The 17,890-nt window shown below is 70.5% G+C and carries 19 protein-coding genes; 11 read left to right on the top strand and 8 right to left on the bottom strand.

Annotated elements, in window-relative coordinates; genetic code table 11:
- The first annotated feature begins 128 nt into the window (after nucleotides 1-128).
- The 7 genes from ACT1U9_RS29365 (at nucleotide 129) to ACT1U9_RS29335 (ending at nucleotide 5,266) form a co-directional block, all read left to right on the top strand.
- A complete protein-coding gene (locus tag ACT1U9_RS29365; RefSeq protein ID WP_444535637.1) occupies nucleotides 129-1,613 on the top strand; it encodes a peptidoglycan D,D-transpeptidase FtsI family protein in 1,485 nt (494 codons plus the stop codon).
- A gap of 182 nt (nucleotides 1,614-1,795) precedes the next feature.
- Complete coding sequence (locus tag ACT1U9_RS29360; RefSeq protein ID WP_444535636.1) at nucleotides 1,796-2,170, top strand: hypothetical protein; 375 nt, start codon at nucleotides 1,796-1,798, stop codon at nucleotides 2,168-2,170.
- 184 nt (nucleotides 2,171-2,354) lie between these two features.
- A complete protein-coding gene (locus tag ACT1U9_RS29355; RefSeq protein ID WP_444535635.1) occupies nucleotides 2,355-2,996 on the top strand; it encodes a hypothetical protein in 642 nt (213 codons plus the stop codon).
- A gap of 130 nt (nucleotides 2,997-3,126) precedes the next feature.
- Nucleotides 3,127-3,429 (top strand): hypothetical protein, encoded by a 303-nt coding sequence (locus ACT1U9_RS29350; RefSeq protein WP_188277682.1) that lies wholly within the window; start codon nucleotides 3,127-3,129, stop codon nucleotides 3,427-3,429.
- A gap of 109 nt (nucleotides 3,430-3,538) precedes the next feature.
- On the top strand, nucleotides 3,539-4,036 hold the full coding sequence (locus ACT1U9_RS29345) for a peptidylprolyl isomerase (RefSeq protein ID WP_444535634.1): 498 nt from the start codon (nucleotides 3,539-3,541) through the stop codon (nucleotides 4,034-4,036).
- Between the two features lie 146 nt (nucleotides 4,037-4,182).
- Nucleotides 4,183-4,659 (top strand): hypothetical protein, encoded by a 477-nt coding sequence (locus tag ACT1U9_RS29340; protein WP_444535633.1) that lies wholly within the window; start codon nucleotides 4,183-4,185, stop codon nucleotides 4,657-4,659.
- Nucleotides 4,660-4,702: 43 nt separating this feature from the next.
- The gene (locus ACT1U9_RS29335) at nucleotides 4,703-5,266 is read left to right on the top strand and encodes a DUF2165 domain-containing protein (RefSeq protein ID WP_444535632.1); all 564 of its coding nucleotides are present in this window, start codon (nucleotides 4,703-4,705) and stop codon (nucleotides 5,264-5,266) included.
- A gap of 7 nt (nucleotides 5,267-5,273) precedes the next feature.
- Here ACT1U9_RS29335 and ACT1U9_RS29330 read toward each other — a convergent pair whose 3' ends face one another.
- Nucleotides 5,274-6,776, bottom strand: coding sequence for an SDR family oxidoreductase (locus ACT1U9_RS29330; RefSeq protein WP_444535631.1), 1,503 nt, complete (start codon nucleotides 6,774-6,776; stop codon nucleotides 5,274-5,276).
- A gap of 200 nt (nucleotides 6,777-6,976) precedes the next feature.
- Here ACT1U9_RS29330 and ACT1U9_RS29325 point away from each other — a divergent pair, with 200 nt between their 5' ends.
- Nucleotides 6,977-8,338, top strand: coding sequence for a rhodanese-like domain-containing protein (locus ACT1U9_RS29325; RefSeq protein WP_444535630.1), 1,362 nt, complete (start codon nucleotides 6,977-6,979; stop codon nucleotides 8,336-8,338).
- On the top strand, nucleotides 8,335-9,081 hold the full coding sequence (locus tag ACT1U9_RS29320) for a sulfite exporter TauE/SafE family protein (RefSeq protein ID WP_444535629.1): 747 nt from the start codon (nucleotides 8,335-8,337) through the stop codon (nucleotides 9,079-9,081). Before ACT1U9_RS29325 ends, ACT1U9_RS29320 begins: the two co-directional genes overlap by 4 nt.
- An 85-nt stretch (nucleotides 9,082-9,166) precedes the next feature.
- On the opposite strand, the gene ACT1U9_RS29315 is transcribed toward ACT1U9_RS29320, so the two are convergent.
- From ACT1U9_RS29315 to ACT1U9_RS29305, 3 genes are all read right to left on the bottom strand, one after another.
- Nucleotides 9,167-12,043: an NACHT domain-containing protein gene (locus tag ACT1U9_RS29315; RefSeq protein ID WP_444535628.1), complete on the bottom strand. Its 2,877-nt coding sequence runs from the start codon at nucleotides 12,041-12,043 to the stop codon at nucleotides 9,167-9,169.
- Nucleotides 12,044-12,215: 172 nt separating this feature from the next.
- Nucleotides 12,216-12,581, bottom strand: a complete 366-nt coding sequence (locus tag ACT1U9_RS29310; RefSeq protein ID WP_444535627.1) for a hypothetical protein — start codon at nucleotides 12,579-12,581, stop codon at nucleotides 12,216-12,218.
- Nucleotides 12,582-12,738: 157 nt separating this feature from the next.
- The gene (locus ACT1U9_RS29305) at nucleotides 12,739-13,032 is read right to left on the bottom strand and encodes a hypothetical protein (protein ID WP_444535626.1); all 294 of its coding nucleotides are present in this window, start codon (nucleotides 13,030-13,032) and stop codon (nucleotides 12,739-12,741) included.
- A gap of 200 nt (nucleotides 13,033-13,232) precedes the next feature.
- Here ACT1U9_RS29305 and ACT1U9_RS29300 point away from each other — a divergent pair, with 200 nt between their 5' ends.
- The gene (locus ACT1U9_RS29300) at nucleotides 13,233-13,424 is read left to right on the top strand and encodes a hypothetical protein (protein ID WP_444535625.1); all 192 of its coding nucleotides are present in this window, start codon (nucleotides 13,233-13,235) and stop codon (nucleotides 13,422-13,424) included.
- Nucleotides 13,425-13,431: 7 nt separating this feature from the next.
- Here the strand turns inward: ACT1U9_RS29300 and ACT1U9_RS29295 are convergent, their stop codons facing one another.
- A complete protein-coding gene (locus ACT1U9_RS29295) occupies nucleotides 13,432-14,481 on the bottom strand; it encodes a PHP domain-containing protein (RefSeq protein ID WP_444539283.1) in 1,050 nt (349 codons plus the stop codon).
- 137 nt (nucleotides 14,482-14,618) lie between these two features.
- The gene (locus ACT1U9_RS29290; protein ID WP_444535624.1) at nucleotides 14,619-15,077 is read right to left on the bottom strand and encodes a subtilase-type protease inhibitor; all 459 of its coding nucleotides are present in this window, start codon (nucleotides 15,075-15,077) and stop codon (nucleotides 14,619-14,621) included.
- Nucleotides 15,078-15,507: 430 nt separating this feature from the next.
- Here ACT1U9_RS29290 and ACT1U9_RS29285 point away from each other — a divergent pair, with 430 nt between their 5' ends.
- Nucleotides 15,508-15,717, top strand: coding sequence for a hypothetical protein (locus tag ACT1U9_RS29285; RefSeq protein WP_188277695.1), 210 nt, complete (start codon nucleotides 15,508-15,510; stop codon nucleotides 15,715-15,717).
- 27 nt (nucleotides 15,718-15,744) lie between these two features.
- Here the strand turns inward: ACT1U9_RS29285 and ACT1U9_RS29280 are convergent, their stop codons facing one another.
- A complete protein-coding gene (locus tag ACT1U9_RS29280) occupies nucleotides 15,745-16,224 on the bottom strand; it encodes an ATP-binding protein (RefSeq protein WP_444535623.1) in 480 nt (159 codons plus the stop codon).
- A gap of 333 nt (nucleotides 16,225-16,557) precedes the next feature.
- Nucleotides 16,558-17,859: a radical SAM protein gene (locus ACT1U9_RS29275; RefSeq protein ID WP_444535622.1), complete on the bottom strand. Its 1,302-nt coding sequence runs from the start codon at nucleotides 17,857-17,859 to the stop codon at nucleotides 16,558-16,560.
- Nucleotides 17,860-17,890 lie beyond the last annotated feature (31 nt).

The raw sequence follows: 17,890 nt of genomic DNA, 5'->3' as shown, positions 1-17,890 counted from the left end.
GAGCGGCATTTTCTGATATCGGGCAATGTCGAACTAAAGTTCATTTCTTCGCAACCATCCGCATCGGCATTCACATCTTCCCCACAAGGAAGACGCACAGCGATCGCCGGTACGGAGTGAAGACGACGATGAACAAGCCGCTGCGGCATGTGGCCGTATTCTGTGGGGTCCTCATATGCGCCCTGCTCATACGGAGCACCTGGGTCCAGTTCGTCCAGGCCGACGACCTGGACAACGACTCCCACAACACCCGGGTGAAGATCCGCCAGTACGCCCAGCCCAAGGGCGACATCATCGTCGACGGCAAGCCGGTCACGGGCTCGGTCGAGTCCCCGCCCAGCTCGTATCTCAAGTACAAGAGGGTCTACAAGAACGGCCCGATGTACGCCCCCGTCACCGGCTACGCCTCCCAGACCCAGGGCGAGACCTTCCTGGAGTCCATCTACAAGAAGCCGCTGGCCGGTACGGACAACCGGTTCTCCCTCCAGCGGGCGACCGACTTCTTCACCGGGACCAAACCACGCGGCGCGGATGTGCTCACGACCATCAACGCCAAGGCGCAGGAGGCGGCGTACAAGGGGCTGATGGACATCAACGCGCGCGGCGCGGTGGTCGCGCTCGACCCGAAGACCGGCAAGGTCCTGGCCCTCGCCTCCACTCCCTCGTACGACCCGTCGGTCTTCGCGGGCGAGTCCTTCAAGGAGAGCGACAAGTTCACGGCGCTCAACGCCGACAAGAGCAAGCCGCTGGCCAACCGGGCACTGCGGGAGACCTATCCGCCCGGCTCCACCTTCAAGATCCTCACCGCCGCGGCCGCCCTGGAGCACGGCGCGGTCACGGACATCAACGCGAGCTCCGGCGCCGCCTCCCCGTACCGGCTGCCGCTCTCCACGACCACGGTCGGCAGCGAGGCCGGGAACGAGGTGTGCGACAAGGCGTCGATGAAGACCGCCATGCAGCACTCGTGCAACAACGTCTTCCTGGACGCGGCGTCGAAGGTGGGCGCGGACAAGATGCGTGAGACGGCGGAGAAGTTCGGCTTCAACAAGGACGTCTACGACAAGGAACTCGGCGATCTGCTCGCCTCCAAGAGCCTGTACCCCGCCAAGCTCGACAAGCCCGGTGTCGCCCTCACCGGTATGGGCCAGGGCAGCCTGACCAGCACACCGATGCAGATGGCGATGGTGACGGCCGCGCTCGCCAACGACGGCAAGCTGATGCAGCCGTACCTCGTCGACGAGGTGCGCGCCCCCGACCTCTCCACGATCGAGAAGCACCGCCCCAAGGAGATGAGCAAGCCCGTCTCGCCGCAGACCGCGCGCAAGGTGCAGGAGATGATGGAGTTCACCGCCAAGGAGGGCAGCGCCAAGCGCGCCCTGATCGACGGGGTCACGGTCGGCGGCAAGACCGGCACCGCCCAGCGGGGCGTCGACGTCAACAAGGAAGTCCCGTACGGCTGGTTCGTCTCGTACGCGAAGAAGGGCGACGAACCCGCGGTCGCGGTCGCGGTGTTCATCGACCCGACGGCGATGGACATCTCGCGCGAGGACATCTCGGGCGGCAAGCTGGGCGCGCCGATCGCGAAGAAGGTGATGCAGGCGGTGCTCAACTAGGCGTGCGTGACCGGGTGTTCGACGCGTGACGACTACCGCCCAGGTTTACCCCCGATCACCGCGCTGGTTGGACGCGCGCGGCCGTGCGCCCGGCGCACGATAGGGCTCGCGTGGCGCCGACCGGCCACGCCGTTCAGGTCCACGGGAGACCGACCGGATCCACGGATACGAGGGGGAACACCATGCTCGATGTGCGCAGGAGCGCGCTCGCCGGCGCTCTGGTGGCGGTGTGTGCGGTGACGGGGCTCGGCGCCGGACAGGCGTCCGCCGCCGAACGGCCCGCGCTGAGCGGGACGTACAGCGTCGACGCCAACAGCAACGTACGGACCACCCCGCACGTCCGCGCGGGCACGGTCGTCTACACGACGACGGCGAGCCGCCCGATGGACGTCGAGTGCTGGGCGCGCGGGGACTACGTCGACTCGGGCGGGTACCACACCAGCGTCTGGTACGAGGGCTCGGTGTGGACGGGCAGCCGGTACCTCGACGAGGTGTACGTGTGGGGCGGCAACGTGAACACGCCGCACGACCCGCCGGCGGGTCTGCCGCAGTGCTGATCGCACGCGGGAGGTAGACGAGCAGGACAGGCGCGAAACCGCCCGGTACCACCCTCCGGTGGCACCGGGCGGTTTCCATTTCACCGTCCGCGTCCCCCCTTCGTCCCAGTTCGGTGACCGGCGCCCAGATGACCATTGTGTGGCGGTACGTTCACCGTGCGTACCAGACCTTGGGGGACAAACCATGCGCAAGATCCTGCTCGCGACCGCCGCTGCCGCCTGCCTCGCCCTGACCGCCTGCCACAACGACAGCAACGGCAACGCCGCCAAGTCGCCGACGACTCCGCCGTCCACCGCTCCCTCACCGACCACCCCCGCACCCTCGCCCTCGCCCACAGCGCCGGACACGGGCCCTGCCGCCCAGGCCTTCGGCGAGCCGTCCCGGACCGTGGGCGCCAACACCGTCGGCATCCTGGAGATCACGCCGATGTCCGTCGTCTACGTCAAGAAGGGCGGCGGGCAGACAGCGAAGTACGGCACGTTCGCGATCGTCACGATGGACGAGAGGTCGCTCAGCGCCAACCCCGCGAGCGAGACGCTGGTCGCCAAGGGCGGCGGCTGGCACTGGCTCGCCCCCGACGGACGGCGGATCGCCGAGGACTCGGGCAACGCCGCCAAGGTGACCCTGGCCAAGTACCGGCACTCCAACGCCATCGAGCCGGGCGCCCACCAACTCCGTGCCAAGGTCTTCGACCTCACCCCCGCCCAGGCCAAGGGCGGCCGGATCAACTACACCGACGGCACCGCCTCCTCCGACCGCTGGACCGTCCCGGCCAAGGACTCGGGCCCGCAGGTCGCCGACGTCAAGAAGGAGCTGATTCCCTGAGCCCGACCCCCTGGGGAATCCGTCCGCCCGGAAGGAGTCAATCCAACTGCGCGCGCGGTGAGTTGGCTTTCCGGTCCACTTGGCTGGGAATGGCCATATCGTTCCGCTGTGCACCAGCGAGGAGGGGCGTGTGGACAAGGACGAGGAACGCCGGTTGTGGCTCATCGCGCCGGAGATCACCCGGACCACGATCCGCCTGCTGCGAACAGTGGTCGGGCTCGAACCCGCGGAGCGGGTGCCCGAGGAGGCGCTTCGGGTGGCCGACGAGGTACTGGCCGAGCACGGCACCGACGGGCTGCGCGTGCTGCTCATGAGCATCACGGGATGGACGGCGGTCGGCATCGAGACCAACGCCCATCTGACCGGCAAGTCGAACGAGGCCTATCTCGACGAGATGGAGCTGACCTGCCTGGAGGCGAACGCCGACAGCTGATGCCCTGATCCCCGTGGGACCCGGCCTCCGACCGCCCCCGTACCCGGAAACCCGCCCGTACGAGGTGCCCGGAGAGCGGGTTGTCGGTGCAGGATGTCAGGATGGGGGCATGACGACCAAGGTCTACTTCGACATCACCATCAACGACGAGCCCTCCGGGCGGATCGTCTTCAACCTGTTCGACGACGTGGTTCCCAAGACGGCGGAGAACTTCCGCGCGCTCGCCACCGGCGAGAAGGGCTTCGGCTACGCCGGCTCCTCCTTCCACCGCGTCATCCCCGCCTTCATGCTCCAGGGCGGCGACTTCACCCGGGGCAACGGCACCGGTGGCAAGAGCATCTACGGCGAGAAGTTCGCCGACGAGAACTTCAAGCTCAAGCACACCAAGCCGGGTCTGCTGTCCATGGCCAACGCGGGGCCGAACACCAACGGCTCGCAGTTCTTCATCACCACGATCGTGACCGACTGGCTGGACGGCAAGCACGTCGTCTTCGGCGAGGTCGCGGACGAGGACAGCATGGCGCTGGTCAAGAAGATCGAGGGCCTCGGCTCGTCGAGCGGCGCGACCAAGGCGAAGATCACCATCGCCGAGTCCGGCCAGCTCTGACGGACCCCGTGGTGGGCCGCACCCCGTGTGCGGCCCGCCCGGCCACCCCTGATGTCCGGGGTGCGGCCGAACGCATGCGCCATTTCTGCGTGCGCCACCCGAGTGGGCGATCCACATCCCGTGGGATCGATGGTTGACTCGGGATCATGATCGGACGTATCGGACATACGTGTTTCCAGGCCGCCTCGCTCACGGCGGCCGCCGCGCTGCTCGGCCTCGCCGGCGCGCTGCCCGTCGCCGCCGAGCCGGTGCCCGTGCCCGCCACGGCGACCCTTTCCGCGCCCGGTGCGCAGGACCAGGTCGACACGTTCCTGACGGCCTACCGCAACGCGCGCCTCGGCACGACCGAGGACGCGACCCCGGCCGAGGTGCGCGACAAGTACCTCACCAAGGACCTCAACCAGGCGCTCACCACCTGGGCGACCGGCCACCAGGGCGCCGATCCGGTCTTCCGCGCGCCGAACGTCCCGGCTTCCTGGACCCTCAAGCCCACGGGCACGGACGGGTCGCACTTCGTCGTCACCGAGAAGTGGGGCGACGGCACCAGCGCCGATGTCGCCTATACCGTCCGCCCCGGCGACCTGATGATCACCGCGATCGCGGACCCGCCCGCCACCGGCTGATCGGTTCGGGTTTTACCCGGCGGTCCGCCGGGGAGAGTCCGGCATGCCCTCCAGGTCCACGTTCCTGTCCCGCGCCCGCGCGGCGACGCGCAACCGCGCCTCGCTGCCCGCGCTGCCCCTCGCCGCCGCGCTGCTCACCGCAACTGTCGCTCTCTATATGGCACTTGTGGCCTTCGGCAACATCACCGACTTCGACACCAACCGCGCCTTCGTACGGCATGTCCTCGCCATGGACACCACGTTCAAGGACCCGGACCTGATGTGGCGGTCGATCGATTCGACGACTCTTCAGGACATCGCGTACGTACTGATCATCGCCTGGGAGACGGTCGCGGCCCTTGTGCTCGTCGTGGCGTGCGTCGCCTGGGCGCGGGCCCTGCGCCGCTCGGGCGGGTTCGGCCGGGCCCGGCGGCTCAGCACTGCCGGGCTGCTCATGGTGCTGCTGCTCTTCGGCGCCGGGTTCATCGCCATCGGGGGCGAGTGGTTCGCGATGTGGCAGTCGAAGGCGTGGAACGGCCTGGACGCGGCGGCCCGCAACTTCATGCTGGCGGCCTTCGTCCTGATCGTCGTTCATCTTCCTGGCGTCGAGGAACGGCCGCGCAAGTAGGTGCGGCTCAGCCCCTGCCCGCCCGCACCCGCTCGGCGGCCCGGGCGATGTTGCGGGCCATTCCGCCGAACACCACCGCGTGGAACGGCGACACGCTCCACCAGTACAGATGGCCGAGCAGGCCGCGCGGGTGGAACAGGGCGCGCTGGTGGTAGCGGGTGCGGCCGTCCGCGCCCTGGTCCGCGTGCATCTCCAGCCAGGCGAGGCCCGGCAGCCGCATCTCGGCGCGCAGGCGCAGCAGTCGTGGCGGGGTGATCTCCTCGACGCGCCAGAAGTCGAGGGAGTCGCCGACGCGCAGCCGGGCCGCGTCGCGGCGGCCGCGGTGCAGGCCGACGCCGCCGGTCAGCCGGTCGAGCCAGCCGCGTACGGCCCAGGCGAGCGGGAAGGAGTACCAGCCGTTCTCACCGCCGATGCCCTCGATGACCTGCCACAACGCCTCCTGTGAGGTGTCCACGACGATCTCACGGCGGTCCGTGTAGAGGCTGCCGCCCGCCCAGTCGGGGTCGGTGGGCAGCGGGTCGCTGGGCGCACCGGGCAGCGCGGCGGATGACCAGCGGGTGGCGACGTTGGCCTCCTTGATCCGTCTGAGGGCGAGTGCGATCGCCGTGTCGAAGGGGATCGGCGTGCCCGGCGGGTCGGGGACGAAGTGCGCGATGTCGTGCTCGTGGCAGACCACTTCATGGCGCAGCGACTCCGCGAGCGGCCGGGCCAGCGCCCGGGGCACCGGTGTGACCAGGCCGATCCAGTGGCTGGACGGCCTCGGCGGCAGCATCGGCACCCGCAGGATCAACCGGTGCGGCAGCCCCGCGACCTCCGCGTACCGGCGCATCATCTGTTCGTACGTGAAGACCTCGGGGCCGCCGATGTCGAAGGTCCGGTTCACCTCGGCGGGCATCCGGGCGCTGCCCACGAGATAGCGCAGGACGTCCCGTACGGCGATCGGCTGGATCCGGTTGCTCAGCCAGCTCGGGGTGATCATCACCGGTAGCCGTTCGGTCAGATGACGCAGCATTTCGAACGACGCCGATCCGGAGCCGATGATGACGGCGGCACGCAGCACGGTCGCGGGCACTTCGGAGCGCAGGAAGATCTCGCCGACCTCGGCCCGGGAGCGCAGATGCGGTGACAGCTCCCGCTCGGGCACGCCCACGGGCGTGAGGCCGCCCAGGTACACGATCCGCCGCACGCCCGCCTTCGCCGCCCGTTCGGCGACGACGCGGGCGGCCGTGCGGTCCGTCTCCTCGAATCCTCGCCCGGCGCCGAGCGAGTGCACCAGGTAGTACGCCACGTCCACGCCCCGCAGCGCCGCCGCCATCGAAGCGGCGTCGGTGACATCTCCCCGTACGACTTCCACGCGCCCGACCCACGGGTAGTCGCGCAGCTTCTCCGGTGTACGTGCCACACAGCGCACCCGGTACCCCGCGTCCAGGAGCTCGGGCACCAGACGGCCGCCGATGTACCCCGTGGCACCGGTGACCAGGACGAGCCCCGGGGTGCCGTCGCTCTTCATGCCGCCTCCGCCGCTCGCCGTGCCCCCGGCCAACGATCTCCCGCGAGCCCGGCTTTCGTGCGGCGCGACACAGCATGCGTGCGCACCCTGTCCCACACCCGTTTTCGAATTACCCCCTGGGGTACGCGCATTCCCGCGTGCATATGGATACCCCGGGGGGTAATTTTCGGCCGCCGCGACGGAAACGAGAGGAGTACGACGTGTTCTTCATCGACACCATCGAGGTGCCGGGACTCGGCAACCGCGGCTATCTGGCGGGCGGCGCGCACACCGCCGTGGTGATCGACCCGCCGAGGGACGTCGACCGTGTGATCGCGGCCGCCGCCCGGCGGGGTGTACGGGTCGCGTACGTCTGCGAGACGCATGTGCACAACGACTATGTGTCCGGCGGTCTGGAGCTCGCCCGGCTCACCGGGGCCGCCTATCTGGTGCCCGCCGACGCCCGGGTCGCCTTTCGGCGGGTGGCGGTCGAGGACGGCGACCGCGTGGAATTGGATGCGGGGCTCGCGTTGCGTGCGATCGCGACGCCCGGGCACACCCCGCACCACACCGCGTACGTCCTCGAAGCGGCCGGAGAGGCGAGGGCCGCGTTCACCGGGGGGTCGCTGCTGATCGGCACAGTCGGGCGACCCGACCTCGTGGAGCCTCGCCTGACCGGGGAACTGGCCCGCGCGCAGTACACCTCGGCGCACCGGCTCGCCGCCGAACTGCCGGACGAGACCGCCGTGTTGCCCACCCACGGCTTCGGCAGCTTCTGCTCCTCGGCGCCCGCCGACGGCGGCCCGACCACCATCGGCAAGGAACGCGGCAGCAACGAGGCGCTGGTCAAGGACATCGGGACCTTCCTCGCCGGGCTGGCGGCCGGGCTCGACGACGTGCCCGCGTACTACACCCACATGGGCCCGCTGAACGCGGCGGGCCCCGCGCCTGTCGACCTCACCGCGCCGCCGCTCGCGGACGCCGACGAGATCGCGGGGCGGCTGGCCGCCGGGGAGTGGGCGGTGGATCTGCGCGACCGGGCCGCGTTCGCCGAGGGCCATGTCGCGGGCTCCTTCAACTTCGAGGCCGAGGGGCAGCTCGCCACCTATCTGGCGTGGCTGCTGCCGTGGGGCAGGCCGGTCACATTGCTGGCTGCCTCTGTGGGTCAACTCGCCTATTCTCAGCGGGAGTTGGTACGAGTCGGCATCGATCGTCCGGCTGCGGCCGCCATCGGCTCGCCTGCTGACTGGGTGCGGCGCGGGGAGCAGCCGCGCTCGTTCCCGCGCGCCCGTTTCGCCGAACTGGCGGCCGCCGACCGGGACGTGGTCGTCCTCGACGTCCGGCGCGACTCCGAACGAACGACGGGGTACATCGTCGGCTCACTGCACCTTCCCGTGCATCAACTGCGGGACCGGCTCGGGGAGATACCGTCCGGGACCGTATGGGTGCACTGCGCGGGCGGTATGCGGGCCGCCATCGCCGCGTCGCTGGCCGACGCCGGGGGCCGGGAGGTCGTCGCGGTCGACGACGAGTTCGCCGCCGCACGGGAGGCCGGGCTCGCCGTGACCGCCGCACGGGCGTGAGCGCCCTGGTTCTCGCCCTGGCCGCCGGGGCGGTGATCGGCCTCGCGCTCGGCGCGCTCGGAGGCGGCGGCAGTGTGCTCGCGGTGCCCGCGCTGATCTATCTGCTCGGCTTCACCCCGGTCGCGGCCACCACCGCGAGCCTGATCATCGTGACGACGACCTCGGCCACCGCGCTGTACGCGCACGCGCGGGACGGCTGGGTCCGCTGGCGCGGCGGCGGGCTCTTCGCGGCGGCCGGACTCGTCCCGGCGGCGCTGGGCGGCGCGGTCGCGGGCCGGGTGCCGGACGCGGTGCTGACCGGGGCGTTCGCGGTGATCGCGGGAGTGGCGGCGGTGCGGATGCTGCGGCCGCCGGACGCTTCGTACCGGCCGACGCCCGCCGGGTGGCGGCGTACCGTCGGCGCCGGGGCCGGGCTCGGGGCGGTGACCGGGGTACTCGGGGTGGGCGGCGGGTTCCTCGCGGTTCCGGCGCTTGTCTGCGTGGTGGGTCTGCGGATGCGGGCCGCTGTGGGCACCAGTCTGCTGGTCATCACCGTCAACTCGCTGGCCGCGCTGGCGGCTCGGACCGGTACCGCCGCGGGTCTTGACTGGGCGGTGGTCGGGCCGTTCACGGGGGCCGCGGTACTTGGGGCGTGGGACGGGAAGCGGCTCGCCACGAAGGTTTCCGGCGGGACGTTGCAGCGGGTCTTCGCGTATGTACTGCTCGCGGTGGCCGTGTTCATGTTGGTCGACGCGGTCGTATGAACGACCGGAGGCCTGTTGGCTGCGGACCGTGGGTGGCTGGTCGCGCCCACGCGGCGGAGCCGCACAATGACACAGCCCCGCGCCCCTAAAGATCAGCGCGTACCGACAGCGCCAGACGTTCCTGAAGGCGGGCGTGGCGGAACTGGTATACCGCGCCTGCCTGCCGCAGTACGCCCAGTCGGTGCGCCTCCGCCAGGAAGGCCATCAGCCGCCAGGGCAGCGCGCCCCGAGCGCACAGCCACAGGCGGGCCACGCCGAGGCGCCCCCACGCCGACAGCGCGGCCGTGACCACGCCCGTCGGGATCAGGGCGTACGCGCCGATGGTCGCGGCGTCCGGCAGGGCGAGGAGGCGGGGCAGGGCGCCGCCGACGAGAACGGCGGCGAGATAGATCAGCAACGCGCGGGCCAGCGCCGTGCCCCGGTCGGTGGCCAGGCTCGCCGACGGGCTGAGGCTGCGGGTCACGTCGGCCGGCGCGCCCAACCAGCGGTGCAACCCGGCCGCGATACCGGCGACAAGGCCGAGGCCGAGGCCGCCCGCCAGGCCGAAGACGACCGCCGAGCGCAGGATCTGGCCGGGGCTCTGCCGGGTCAGCCACTCGGCCTGCGCGGTGTTCAGCAGGGGTGACAGATCGTACGAGCCGACGGTGCGGCCGTCGGTGAGCCGGACGGTGAAGACCTCGCCGTCCGATCGGTAGTCGTGTGCGGCGATGGTGAGGCGCTGGTCTACGGGCGTGCAGCGGGCCGGTGGTGCGCACAGGTCGAGCTCGCGTACGTCGTCGGGGAGCGCGAACTCGTCCGTACCGGAGTGGTGGACCAGTGTGCCGTGGACCGGGGTCGGCAGGACGACATACGTGTCGCCGTCCGCGCGCAGGCCGTAGCGCGTGCCGTCCGGCGCGTCGGCATACCGCGAACCGTCGGGCGCGTGCGCCACCGGCCCGCTCACCGGGAAGTCGTCGCGCGCACCCGCCCGTACCGCCGCCGAGGCACCTTCGGTCACCGTGAACACGGCCCCCAGCGCCAGACCCGCGAGCAGCCCGGCGGAGAGTCCGTGCGTCATGGCCCGGCCCAGTCGGCGCGCCCGACCGGCGGGGTCGCGCTGTCTCGCCGTCTTGGCCGCCGCATCCCCCGGCTCGCCCCGCGCGACGTACACCGTCAACGCCCCCGCGACGACGGCCGCCAGGGCGACGAGGAGCAGCGATCCGGGCAGGAAGCCGACCCCGACCAGGAGCGCCCCGGCCGCCACGACGAGTCCGGCCAGCGCCCGCCGCGCCCAGCGCCGCAAAGGTCTGCGCCGACGCCGTCTGCGGCCGAAGAACGGCATCGTCGACGGAACCGGTGAGGTCGGGATGGCGATGGCGGCGAGGCCCGTCGCGATCACCAGACCGTAGAGCCCGCCCGCCGCGAGCCAGCCGAGCGCGCGTGGCATCCCCGCGAACGGCACGGTGAGATAGGGGTCTTGGCTCAGCGGCCGGGTCAGCCCGACGACCAGGCTGAGCGGAACCGCGTACAGCAGGGGCAGCAGCCACTTGCGGCGGGGCCGGGTCCCGGCGGCGTATCCCGCGCAGGCACCGGCCACAGTGGCGGCGGTGACGGCCGGGAGCGCGGGGTCGCCGCCGAGCGCCCACAGCGGCAGACACACCGCCTCCGCGAGCAGGCCGAGCAGCAGCAGCGGGCCGAGTCGCGGCAGCGGCCGGGGCAGCGCGGTGTGCAGCTCCCACCAGGCGAGGTCCCGGGTCTGCCGGTGTTCCAGATGGCGGGCGAGGAAGCGCAGCCAGTGCCCGGCCCGGCCCGCGTCCCAGCGGGCGGACCCGGCGAAGGCGGCGGGGACGAAACCGTCGAGCAAATACTCCTCAAGGGCCGTGGGATCGGCGAACTCGGGCCGCCGCACCAGCTCCATCGGGTCGTTGCCCGACTCCCCGTACACGGCTCGCGCCATCGCCACCATCAAGGGCGAGGCCAGCACCTGGCGTACCGGGTCGCCCGGCCGCGACTGGGCGAGCACCGGGTCCCAGGCGGTGGTCCGCTCCCCCGCCGGTCCGCGCAGCGGCCGTGCGGTGAGCCGCAGGAACGCGGCGGCCTCTTCGAAGGCGAGCGGCTGGAGCTCGACGACGGCCGCCGCCGTGAACACATCGCCTTCGGTGACGACTTGGCCGTACACCTGGCTGCGGCAGGTCAGGAGGACCGGACTGCCCTGGTCCAGCTCGGAGTTGAACTGCCGCACGGCCTCCGTCCGCACGGGCGCGGCGAGTTCGTCCAGGCCGTCGAGTACGGGGAGGACGCGGCCGGTGTCCAGAAGTTCCGCCGCCAGTAAGGATCCCGACGGCTGGACGGAGCCGAGCGCCGGGTAGCCGTCGGTGAGGCGGGTGGAGAGCCACGCGTACAGGCTCGTGGTGTCGGGCTGCCAGGTGGAGAGGGGAAAGATCACCGGCACGGGGTCGCCGGTGTTACGGCGCGCCAGGGCGTCCAGGGTGAAGCGGACGGCGAGGACGGTCTTGCCGCTGCCGGGCGCGCCGAGCACCACTAAGCGGCGTGAGGGGACACGGGCGAACACCCGGGTGATGTCGTCCAGTACACCGTCGAGTTCGGCCGCGCCGCCGTGGCGCAGCCCGATGTTCTCGTCGAAGTCCGCGAGCCACGGCGCCGCCGTGGTCCAGCGCACCGGCAGGGGTCGGGGGTCCTGGAGCCTGCGCAGCCGCCACTCCGCCTGCCAGTGCAGCCGCACCGCCTCGGCGAGCGCGTCGGCCGCGTGGTCCAGGTGCTCGGCCGGGGACGGCTCGCCGGGGACCGGGCCGACGCCGACGATCAGTGTGTTGCCGATCAGCCCCACCAGCGAGACGACGAAGCCGAGGACCGAGATCAGCGATCCGGTACTGCTGAGGCTGCGGTCCTGGACGGCGACCGCCACCACCGCCCCGGTGGCGAGCACCGCGCCCGCCCAGATCCCGCGCCGCCAGTACCGCATCACGCGCGCCCCCCGTCCGGGTGCCCCCGTTGGTGCGCTTCATTGTCCCAGGCATCGACCTGTACGGAACCGGGTGCGACGTCGCGTTACTGGACGCAGAACTCGTTCTGCGGCGCTGACGCACCCTCAGGGCGGCGCCCCGGTGTGCGGCCGGGGCGCGCCGTCGACGGTGTCAGGAGGTGCGGACGATCGTCCAGGCGTTGGGGTCGAAGCTCGGGGTCGCGGAGTATCTGCAGCTGCTGGAGTAGTACGTGCTGCTGATCGTCCAGCCCGCGGGCGGGTACGTCGAGGCGCAGGCGTTGACCCGGGTGCCCACCGGGAGGCCGGTGAGCTGCTTCACCGTCTTGTAGTTCGGGTTGAAGTTGCTCGTACCGCATGCGGAGTTGTAGCCCCACTGGGTGTCCACATAGCCGCTCGGGGTCAGCGTGTAGGCGCACATGTTCTGTGTGTCGCCGGGGGCCGCGCTGGCGGGGGCCACCGCGACGGCGGTGGCGGCGGCTGCCGCGAAGGCGAGACAGGCGATGCGGGTCCTGATCACGTGGGTCTCCTCGTCCTGGCATGCGTGGTGCGCCGACGACGTCGGCGTCCTGTCACATGCGACGAGCAATTACTACCGGCACTTTCACCCCTCCTGACAGTCACCTTTCGGTCCCGGGCGAACACATATTCGGCCGCGATCCGGACACCCGCGTCGGCTACTCGACGGCGGGCACCAGACCCGTGAGCGGCGTGACGAGGTCCGTGACCTGATGCAGCTGATTGAGGTCGTTCAGCTTGTTGAGCTGCGAGAGCTGCGCCTTGAGCGTGGGCATCTTGCTCCGCTGGTCCGCCGGTACGGAAGCGGCGGTGAGCCCGTCCAGGGTGCTGATCGGGGAGACGTCGATGGGCTTGATGCCGCCGATCGGGGCGGCGCTCGCCGCCGACACTCCGAGGCCCGAGACTCCGGCGGCGAGGGCGAGGACAGTGGCGATACGTCGTGTTGAGATCACGCTCTGACAACCGGCCGACGCCGCCGATGGACACGGCGTGCCTGCTGTTCGGGTGATTCATTGAACGGCGAACCGTCAACACGTTCGAGATGAACAAGCCCGGTGGCTGTTACACGGCGTACGGATGACCTTGACGGTCGGGCCGTAGCTTCGAAGACGTCGAAGGATCACCGCCCAGCCCTCCCGAAGGATCAGCCGCCATGCGTACCACCTCTCGCGTGCTCCGCACCTCTCTCGTCGCCGCCGGTGTCGCCACGGCGATCGGTCTGTCGCTGACCGGCGCCTTCCCCGAGCCCGGCCCGTCGCACACCTCGGCCATCGCCTCCCTCTCCGACACGGTGCGGGGCACGGTCAAGCACTTCCCCGCCGCCCTCGGCATACCGACCCCGTAAGCGCCCGTCAGCCCGTGCCCGACGCCCGGGCCGGTGTCCTGCCGTGCCGTGTCCACGCCAGCAGTTCCTCCGCCGTCCACGAGGTCACCACCCGCTCGACCGGGACGCCGCACTCCTCGGCCCGGGCGCAGCCGTAGACCTGCCAGTCGAGCTGCCCGGGCGCGTGCGCGTCGGTGTCGAGGGAGAACAGCACCCCGGCGTCGACCGCGCGGCGCAGCAGCCGGCGCGGCGGATCGAGCCGTTCCGGGCGGCTGTTGATCTCGACGGCGGTGCCCGACTCGGCGCAGGCGGCGAAGACCGCGTCCGCGTCGAACGCGGACTCCGGCCGCTTCCCCCGCCCACCGGTGACGAGCCGGCCGGTGCAGTGCCCCAGGATGTTCGCGTACGGATTGCGGACGGCCGCGACCATACGGCGGGTCATCGCGTCGGCGTCCATGCGCAGCTTGGAGTGCACGGAGACGACCACGACGTCGAGTACGTCGAGGAGTTCGTCCTCCTGGTCGAGCGAGCCGTCGTCGAGGATGTCGCACTCGATGCCGGTGAGCAGCCGGAACGGCGCCCAGCGCTTGTTGGCCTCGGCGACCACGGCCAGTTGCTCGCGCAACCGCTCGGGCGAGAGACCGTTCGCGACGGTGAGCCGGGGCGAGTGATCGGTGAGCACGGCCCACTCATGGCCGAGCTCCGCCGCCGTCAGGCCCATCTCCTCGATCGGGCTGCCGCCGTCCGACCAGTCGGAGTGCAGATGGCAGTCGCCGCGCAGCTCCGCACGCAGCCGCTCACCCCCGTCGGCCAGCGAACCGCCTGCGCCATCCTCCTCCAATCGCCGCAGATATCCCGGCAGTTGACCGTCCAGTGCCTCGCACACCACCTGCGCCGTCTTGGGGCCGATCCCCCGTACCGACTCCAACGATCCGGCGGCCACGCGCTTCTCGACCTCGCCGTCCGCCATCCCGGCGACGATCGCGGCCGCCGTACGGAACGCCTTCACACGGTAAGTGGGGGCCTGGGTGCGCTCCAGCAGGAACGCGATCCGCCGCAAGGCCGTCACGGGATCCATCGACACCTCCGACCGCCCTCCATTGTCCGGCACGCCCCTCCCCCTCGCACCATGACGAGCGGCGGGACACCCCTCAGAAAACGGGGTGTCCCGCCGCCGCGTTCACCCGCCCACGGGCGATGAGCCGCGCGCTCAGGTCAGAAGTTGAACACCACGCCCTGGCCCGCGAGCTTCTCGCACGGGTTGCCGAACGTGTGGCGCTCCGAGACGCGCTGGCCCTGCCAGACACCGTCCGCCGTGACCGTCACCGGCTTCCACTCCTTGGTACAGACCCTCGCCGGCTGACCGGCGATGAGCGCGGTGAAGTCGCCATTCATACGGGCGAGTTCCGCGCAGGCACCCTTGGCGTCCGGGTGTGTGCCGGAGGCGCCGGGCGCGCAGCTCAGTGTGACCGCGCGCATGACGGAGGCACCGTCGTCACCCGTGCCCGGCGCCACCGTCAGGACGAGCGCGGACGGCGCGTACAGGCTCATGGGCTTCGCGGTGACAGCCGGGGTGTTGTGCTGATCGGCGCCGGCCGCACCCGGAACGGCGACCGCAGCGCCTGCCAGCGCCAGCGCGGCCACCAGAGTCGTACGCCCAAGCGTCTTACGCATATCGAACACTCCTGTCATTCAGGGATGGAAGAACGAACGTGAGTCTTAACCAGTCCCGGGAGTGCCGCAGAACATCGTGTACGAATCCAGTCACCCTCAGCCACTTGACGATCACTTGAAGTTGCAGGCCAGACCCGGGTAAAGCCTTGACGAGCTGATGGGTGGCCATGGAGAAGAAGGCGCAAAGCCGACTCTACTTTGGTTTCTAAAGTGACCTGAACATTGAATCTTGAATGGGAAGGTTTCAGCTCGATTTCATTCCCATGCAGGGTTGTTACGTAACCGTTCGGGCACTCGCTGAGATCACCTGGACGCCCGTGGGCGACATGCGCGCGCCCGGGACCGGCGTCAGAGTGGGGACGGTGCCGCACACGGCCCGCCCGGCTCGCCCGGCTCCCACGGGTCCTGCCACACGAAGGAGCAGCAGACGATGGAACACCACATCATCGCCGAGATGACCGAGCCCGGGGGCAGCACACTGAAGGAGTGGCACATGGTCCGCGGCGACGCGGACGTGGCCATGTGCGGCCGTGAACTCGACCTGGCGGAGAAGCAGTTGCCCGCCGACGCCTGGGGGACCGAGCAGACGCGGCCGTTCTGCCACACCTGCGGTGCGCTGTATCTGCGCGAGGTCCCCTGACAGGGCCGACGGGCCGACTGTTCGCGACTACGCGATGGCCGCCACGGGCACCCGACGCTCGGTCGAGAGTGTCCGCAGGGGCGGCACGGCGGCCAGGGGCTCCCGGGCGGGCGACTCGACCCGCAGGGTGAACCAGACGACCTTGCCGTCGGCCGTGGCGTGCGTGCCCCAGCTGTCGCTGAGCGACGCCACCATGGTCAGGCCGCGGCCGGGGGCCGCGAGCGGCTCTCCGCCGCCGAGGACCGGGAGCCGGGGGTCGTGGTCGAGTACGGCGGCGGTCAGCCGCCGTCCCGTCCAGCGCAGTTCCAGCGTGCAGCGCTTGTCCTCGGCGTGCCGGTGGACGTTGCCGAGCAGTTCGCACACCCCGAGGCCGACCGGATGGATCAGCGACTCCAGATTCCAGTACCGAAGGTGTGCGGCGACGATCCGGCGGATCTGCGGCACCCGTTCGGGGGCGGCTTCAAGCTCAAGGGTGTACTGACGGTTGATTTCCACGACCACGCCCACGACTGCGCTCCTCATCAGAGCGGCCGGCGGACCGGCCGCGTCCTTGACTGGACAGCCCCGAGAACTCGGAAAGTAGTCAATCGATCACGGAGGGATCGCAACCAGCGTGACCCCATCCGGGTGAATGCGCAACACCGCCCGGGCGGCCTGTCGCGCTCCGGGCATGGAGAAGCCCCGGCTGGACGGGGGAAGCCAGCCGGGGCGGTCCATGGGCGGGCGGTGCGGCGTAGCGCTGCCGCCCTATATGTATGAACGATAAACCATGTCCGGAGGTTCCCGGCCACGGCCCTCTTTTTTTCCAGCCAACCGCTGCTTCGGACGAGCCGCCCGGAATCAGACCGGCAGGCTGTCCATGAACGAGCTCACCGAGAACACCGCCTTCCCGGGACCCGCCGGGCCGTACCCGGGCGGGGAGGTCAGGCCGTACTCCTCCATCGTCGCCCGGTAGGCCTCCAGGAGGCGGATGTGGTACTCCAGGGGAGCGCCCTGCGGGTTGGCCTTGCCGAGCGGGGTGGTGGGCTCGGGGCACCAGGTGGTGAAGCGCGGGGTGATGCCGCGCGACATGAAGAAGCGCAGGCCCTCGACCGTGGAGTCGATGGCCTCGTCGACCGTGGTGAAGCCGAACGGCTCGGCCATCTCCACACCCGCGACGAAGTTGGGGATCACATTGCGCGGCCCGAAGATCTCCGCCGAGTCGAGGATGCGCCGGTGCCACTCGTCACGGCCGACGTACTCCTCCTTGCCCGGGCAGTACAGCTCGAACAACCGCCGGTCCCACACCTCGTAGTTGGGGTGGTAGATCCGTACGCCGTAGTCGTGGAAGCGCTGCACGTCCTCCTTGGGCAGCGCCTGGGCGACGACCTTTCCGGTCCAGCGGCCGGGAAAGCGCTCCTCGATGGCCTTGGCGTACATCCCGTAGAAGTCGGCCTCGTCGCGCCCGCCCACATGTGAGGTGATCGCGCCGCCGGTCAGGGTGTACGCGGTGGACGACTTGGCGGTGTCGTAACGGTCGATGATCTCCAGGGCCTCCAGGACCTCCTCGACCGGCTTGACACCGGTGTAGGGGCGCCCGGCGGCCTTGTGCTGGCGCCAGTTGTGGTTGATGTCGCAGTACTGGCACTCCTGCTTGGCGCCGAAGTACTGGCAGACCCGGAAGACCGTGAGGTAGATCAGGTACCCCCACTGGATGGTCGGGGCCACCTCCATCACGGACTTGCCGTTGGAGAGCTTGTGCCGGTAGTACTCCGGCATCGGCGGCAGACCGACGTCCGAGATCCGCTTCCCGTCCAGATACAGGCCGAGCATCCCGTCCTCGGCGGCCGCGACCCGGTACGGCGACGTCGGGTTGACCCGCACCGACACCACCGTGCGGCGCAGGTCGTAGGGGCCGCCGGTGAGCACGATCTCCTCCGGCGGGCGGCGCAGCGCGGCCTCGCCGAGCTCGGGCAGGGTGCGGTGGTCGAAGGAGAAGATGAAGTACGACTTCGGCTTGACCTCTCCCGACTCGTTGTCGCTGAGGGCCGATTCGTCGAAGGCGATGCCTCCGCGCAGCAGGTCCTCCTTGATGACGGCCTCCCGCGGCACCTGCGGGAATCGCGCCATCAGTGACTCGATCACATCCGTACGGCTGATCATGTGCTGACGTCCTCCGGTCCAGTCGCTGTCA

It is taken from the genome of Streptomyces sp. BR1 (genome assembly GCF_052373795.1).
Taxonomy (GTDB): domain Bacteria; phylum Actinomycetota; class Actinomycetes; order Streptomycetales; family Streptomycetaceae; genus Streptomyces.
Note: the sequence above shows the minus strand (reverse complement) of the source record. Positions and strands in the feature narration are given on the sequence as shown.

Coding starts and splice junctions, on each gene's coding strand:
- ACT1U9_RS29330 (WP_444535631.1), bottom strand. CDS start 6,776: ATGAAGAGCGACGGCACCCCGGGGCTCGTCCTGGTCACCGGTGCCACG.
- ACT1U9_RS29365 (WP_444535637.1), top strand. CDS start 129: ATGAACAAGCCGCTGCGGCATGTGGCCGTATTCTGTGGGGTCCTCATA.
- ACT1U9_RS29315 (WP_444535628.1), bottom strand. CDS start 12,043: ATGCGGTACTGGCGGCGCGGGATCTGGGCGGGCGCGGTGCTCGCCACC.
- ACT1U9_RS29295 (WP_444539283.1), bottom strand. CDS start 14,481: ATGGATCCCGTGACGGCCTTGCGGCGGATCGCGTTCCTGCTGGAGCGC.
- ACT1U9_RS29345 (WP_444535634.1), top strand. CDS start 3,539: ATGACGACCAAGGTCTACTTCGACATCACCATCAACGACGAGCCCTCC.
- ACT1U9_RS29360 (WP_444535636.1), top strand. CDS start 1,796: ATGCTCGATGTGCGCAGGAGCGCGCTCGCCGGCGCTCTGGTGGCGGTG.
- ACT1U9_RS29285 (WP_188277695.1), top strand. CDS start 15,508: ATGGAACACCACATCATCGCCGAGATGACCGAGCCCGGGGGCAGCACA.
- ACT1U9_RS29340 (WP_444535633.1), top strand. CDS start 4,183: ATGATCGGACGTATCGGACATACGTGTTTCCAGGCCGCCTCGCTCACG.
- ACT1U9_RS29355 (WP_444535635.1), top strand. CDS start 2,355: ATGCGCAAGATCCTGCTCGCGACCGCCGCTGCCGCCTGCCTCGCCCTG.
- ACT1U9_RS29300 (WP_444535625.1), top strand. CDS start 13,233: ATGCGTACCACCTCTCGCGTGCTCCGCACCTCTCTCGTCGCCGCCGGT.
- ACT1U9_RS29275 (WP_444535622.1), bottom strand. CDS start 17,859: ATGATCAGCCGTACGGATGTGATCGAGTCACTGATGGCGCGATTCCCG.
- ACT1U9_RS29290 (WP_444535624.1), bottom strand. CDS start 15,077: ATGCGTAAGACGCTTGGGCGTACGACTCTGGTGGCCGCGCTGGCGCTG.
- ACT1U9_RS29335 (WP_444535632.1), top strand. CDS start 4,703: ATGCCCTCCAGGTCCACGTTCCTGTCCCGCGCCCGCGCGGCGACGCGC.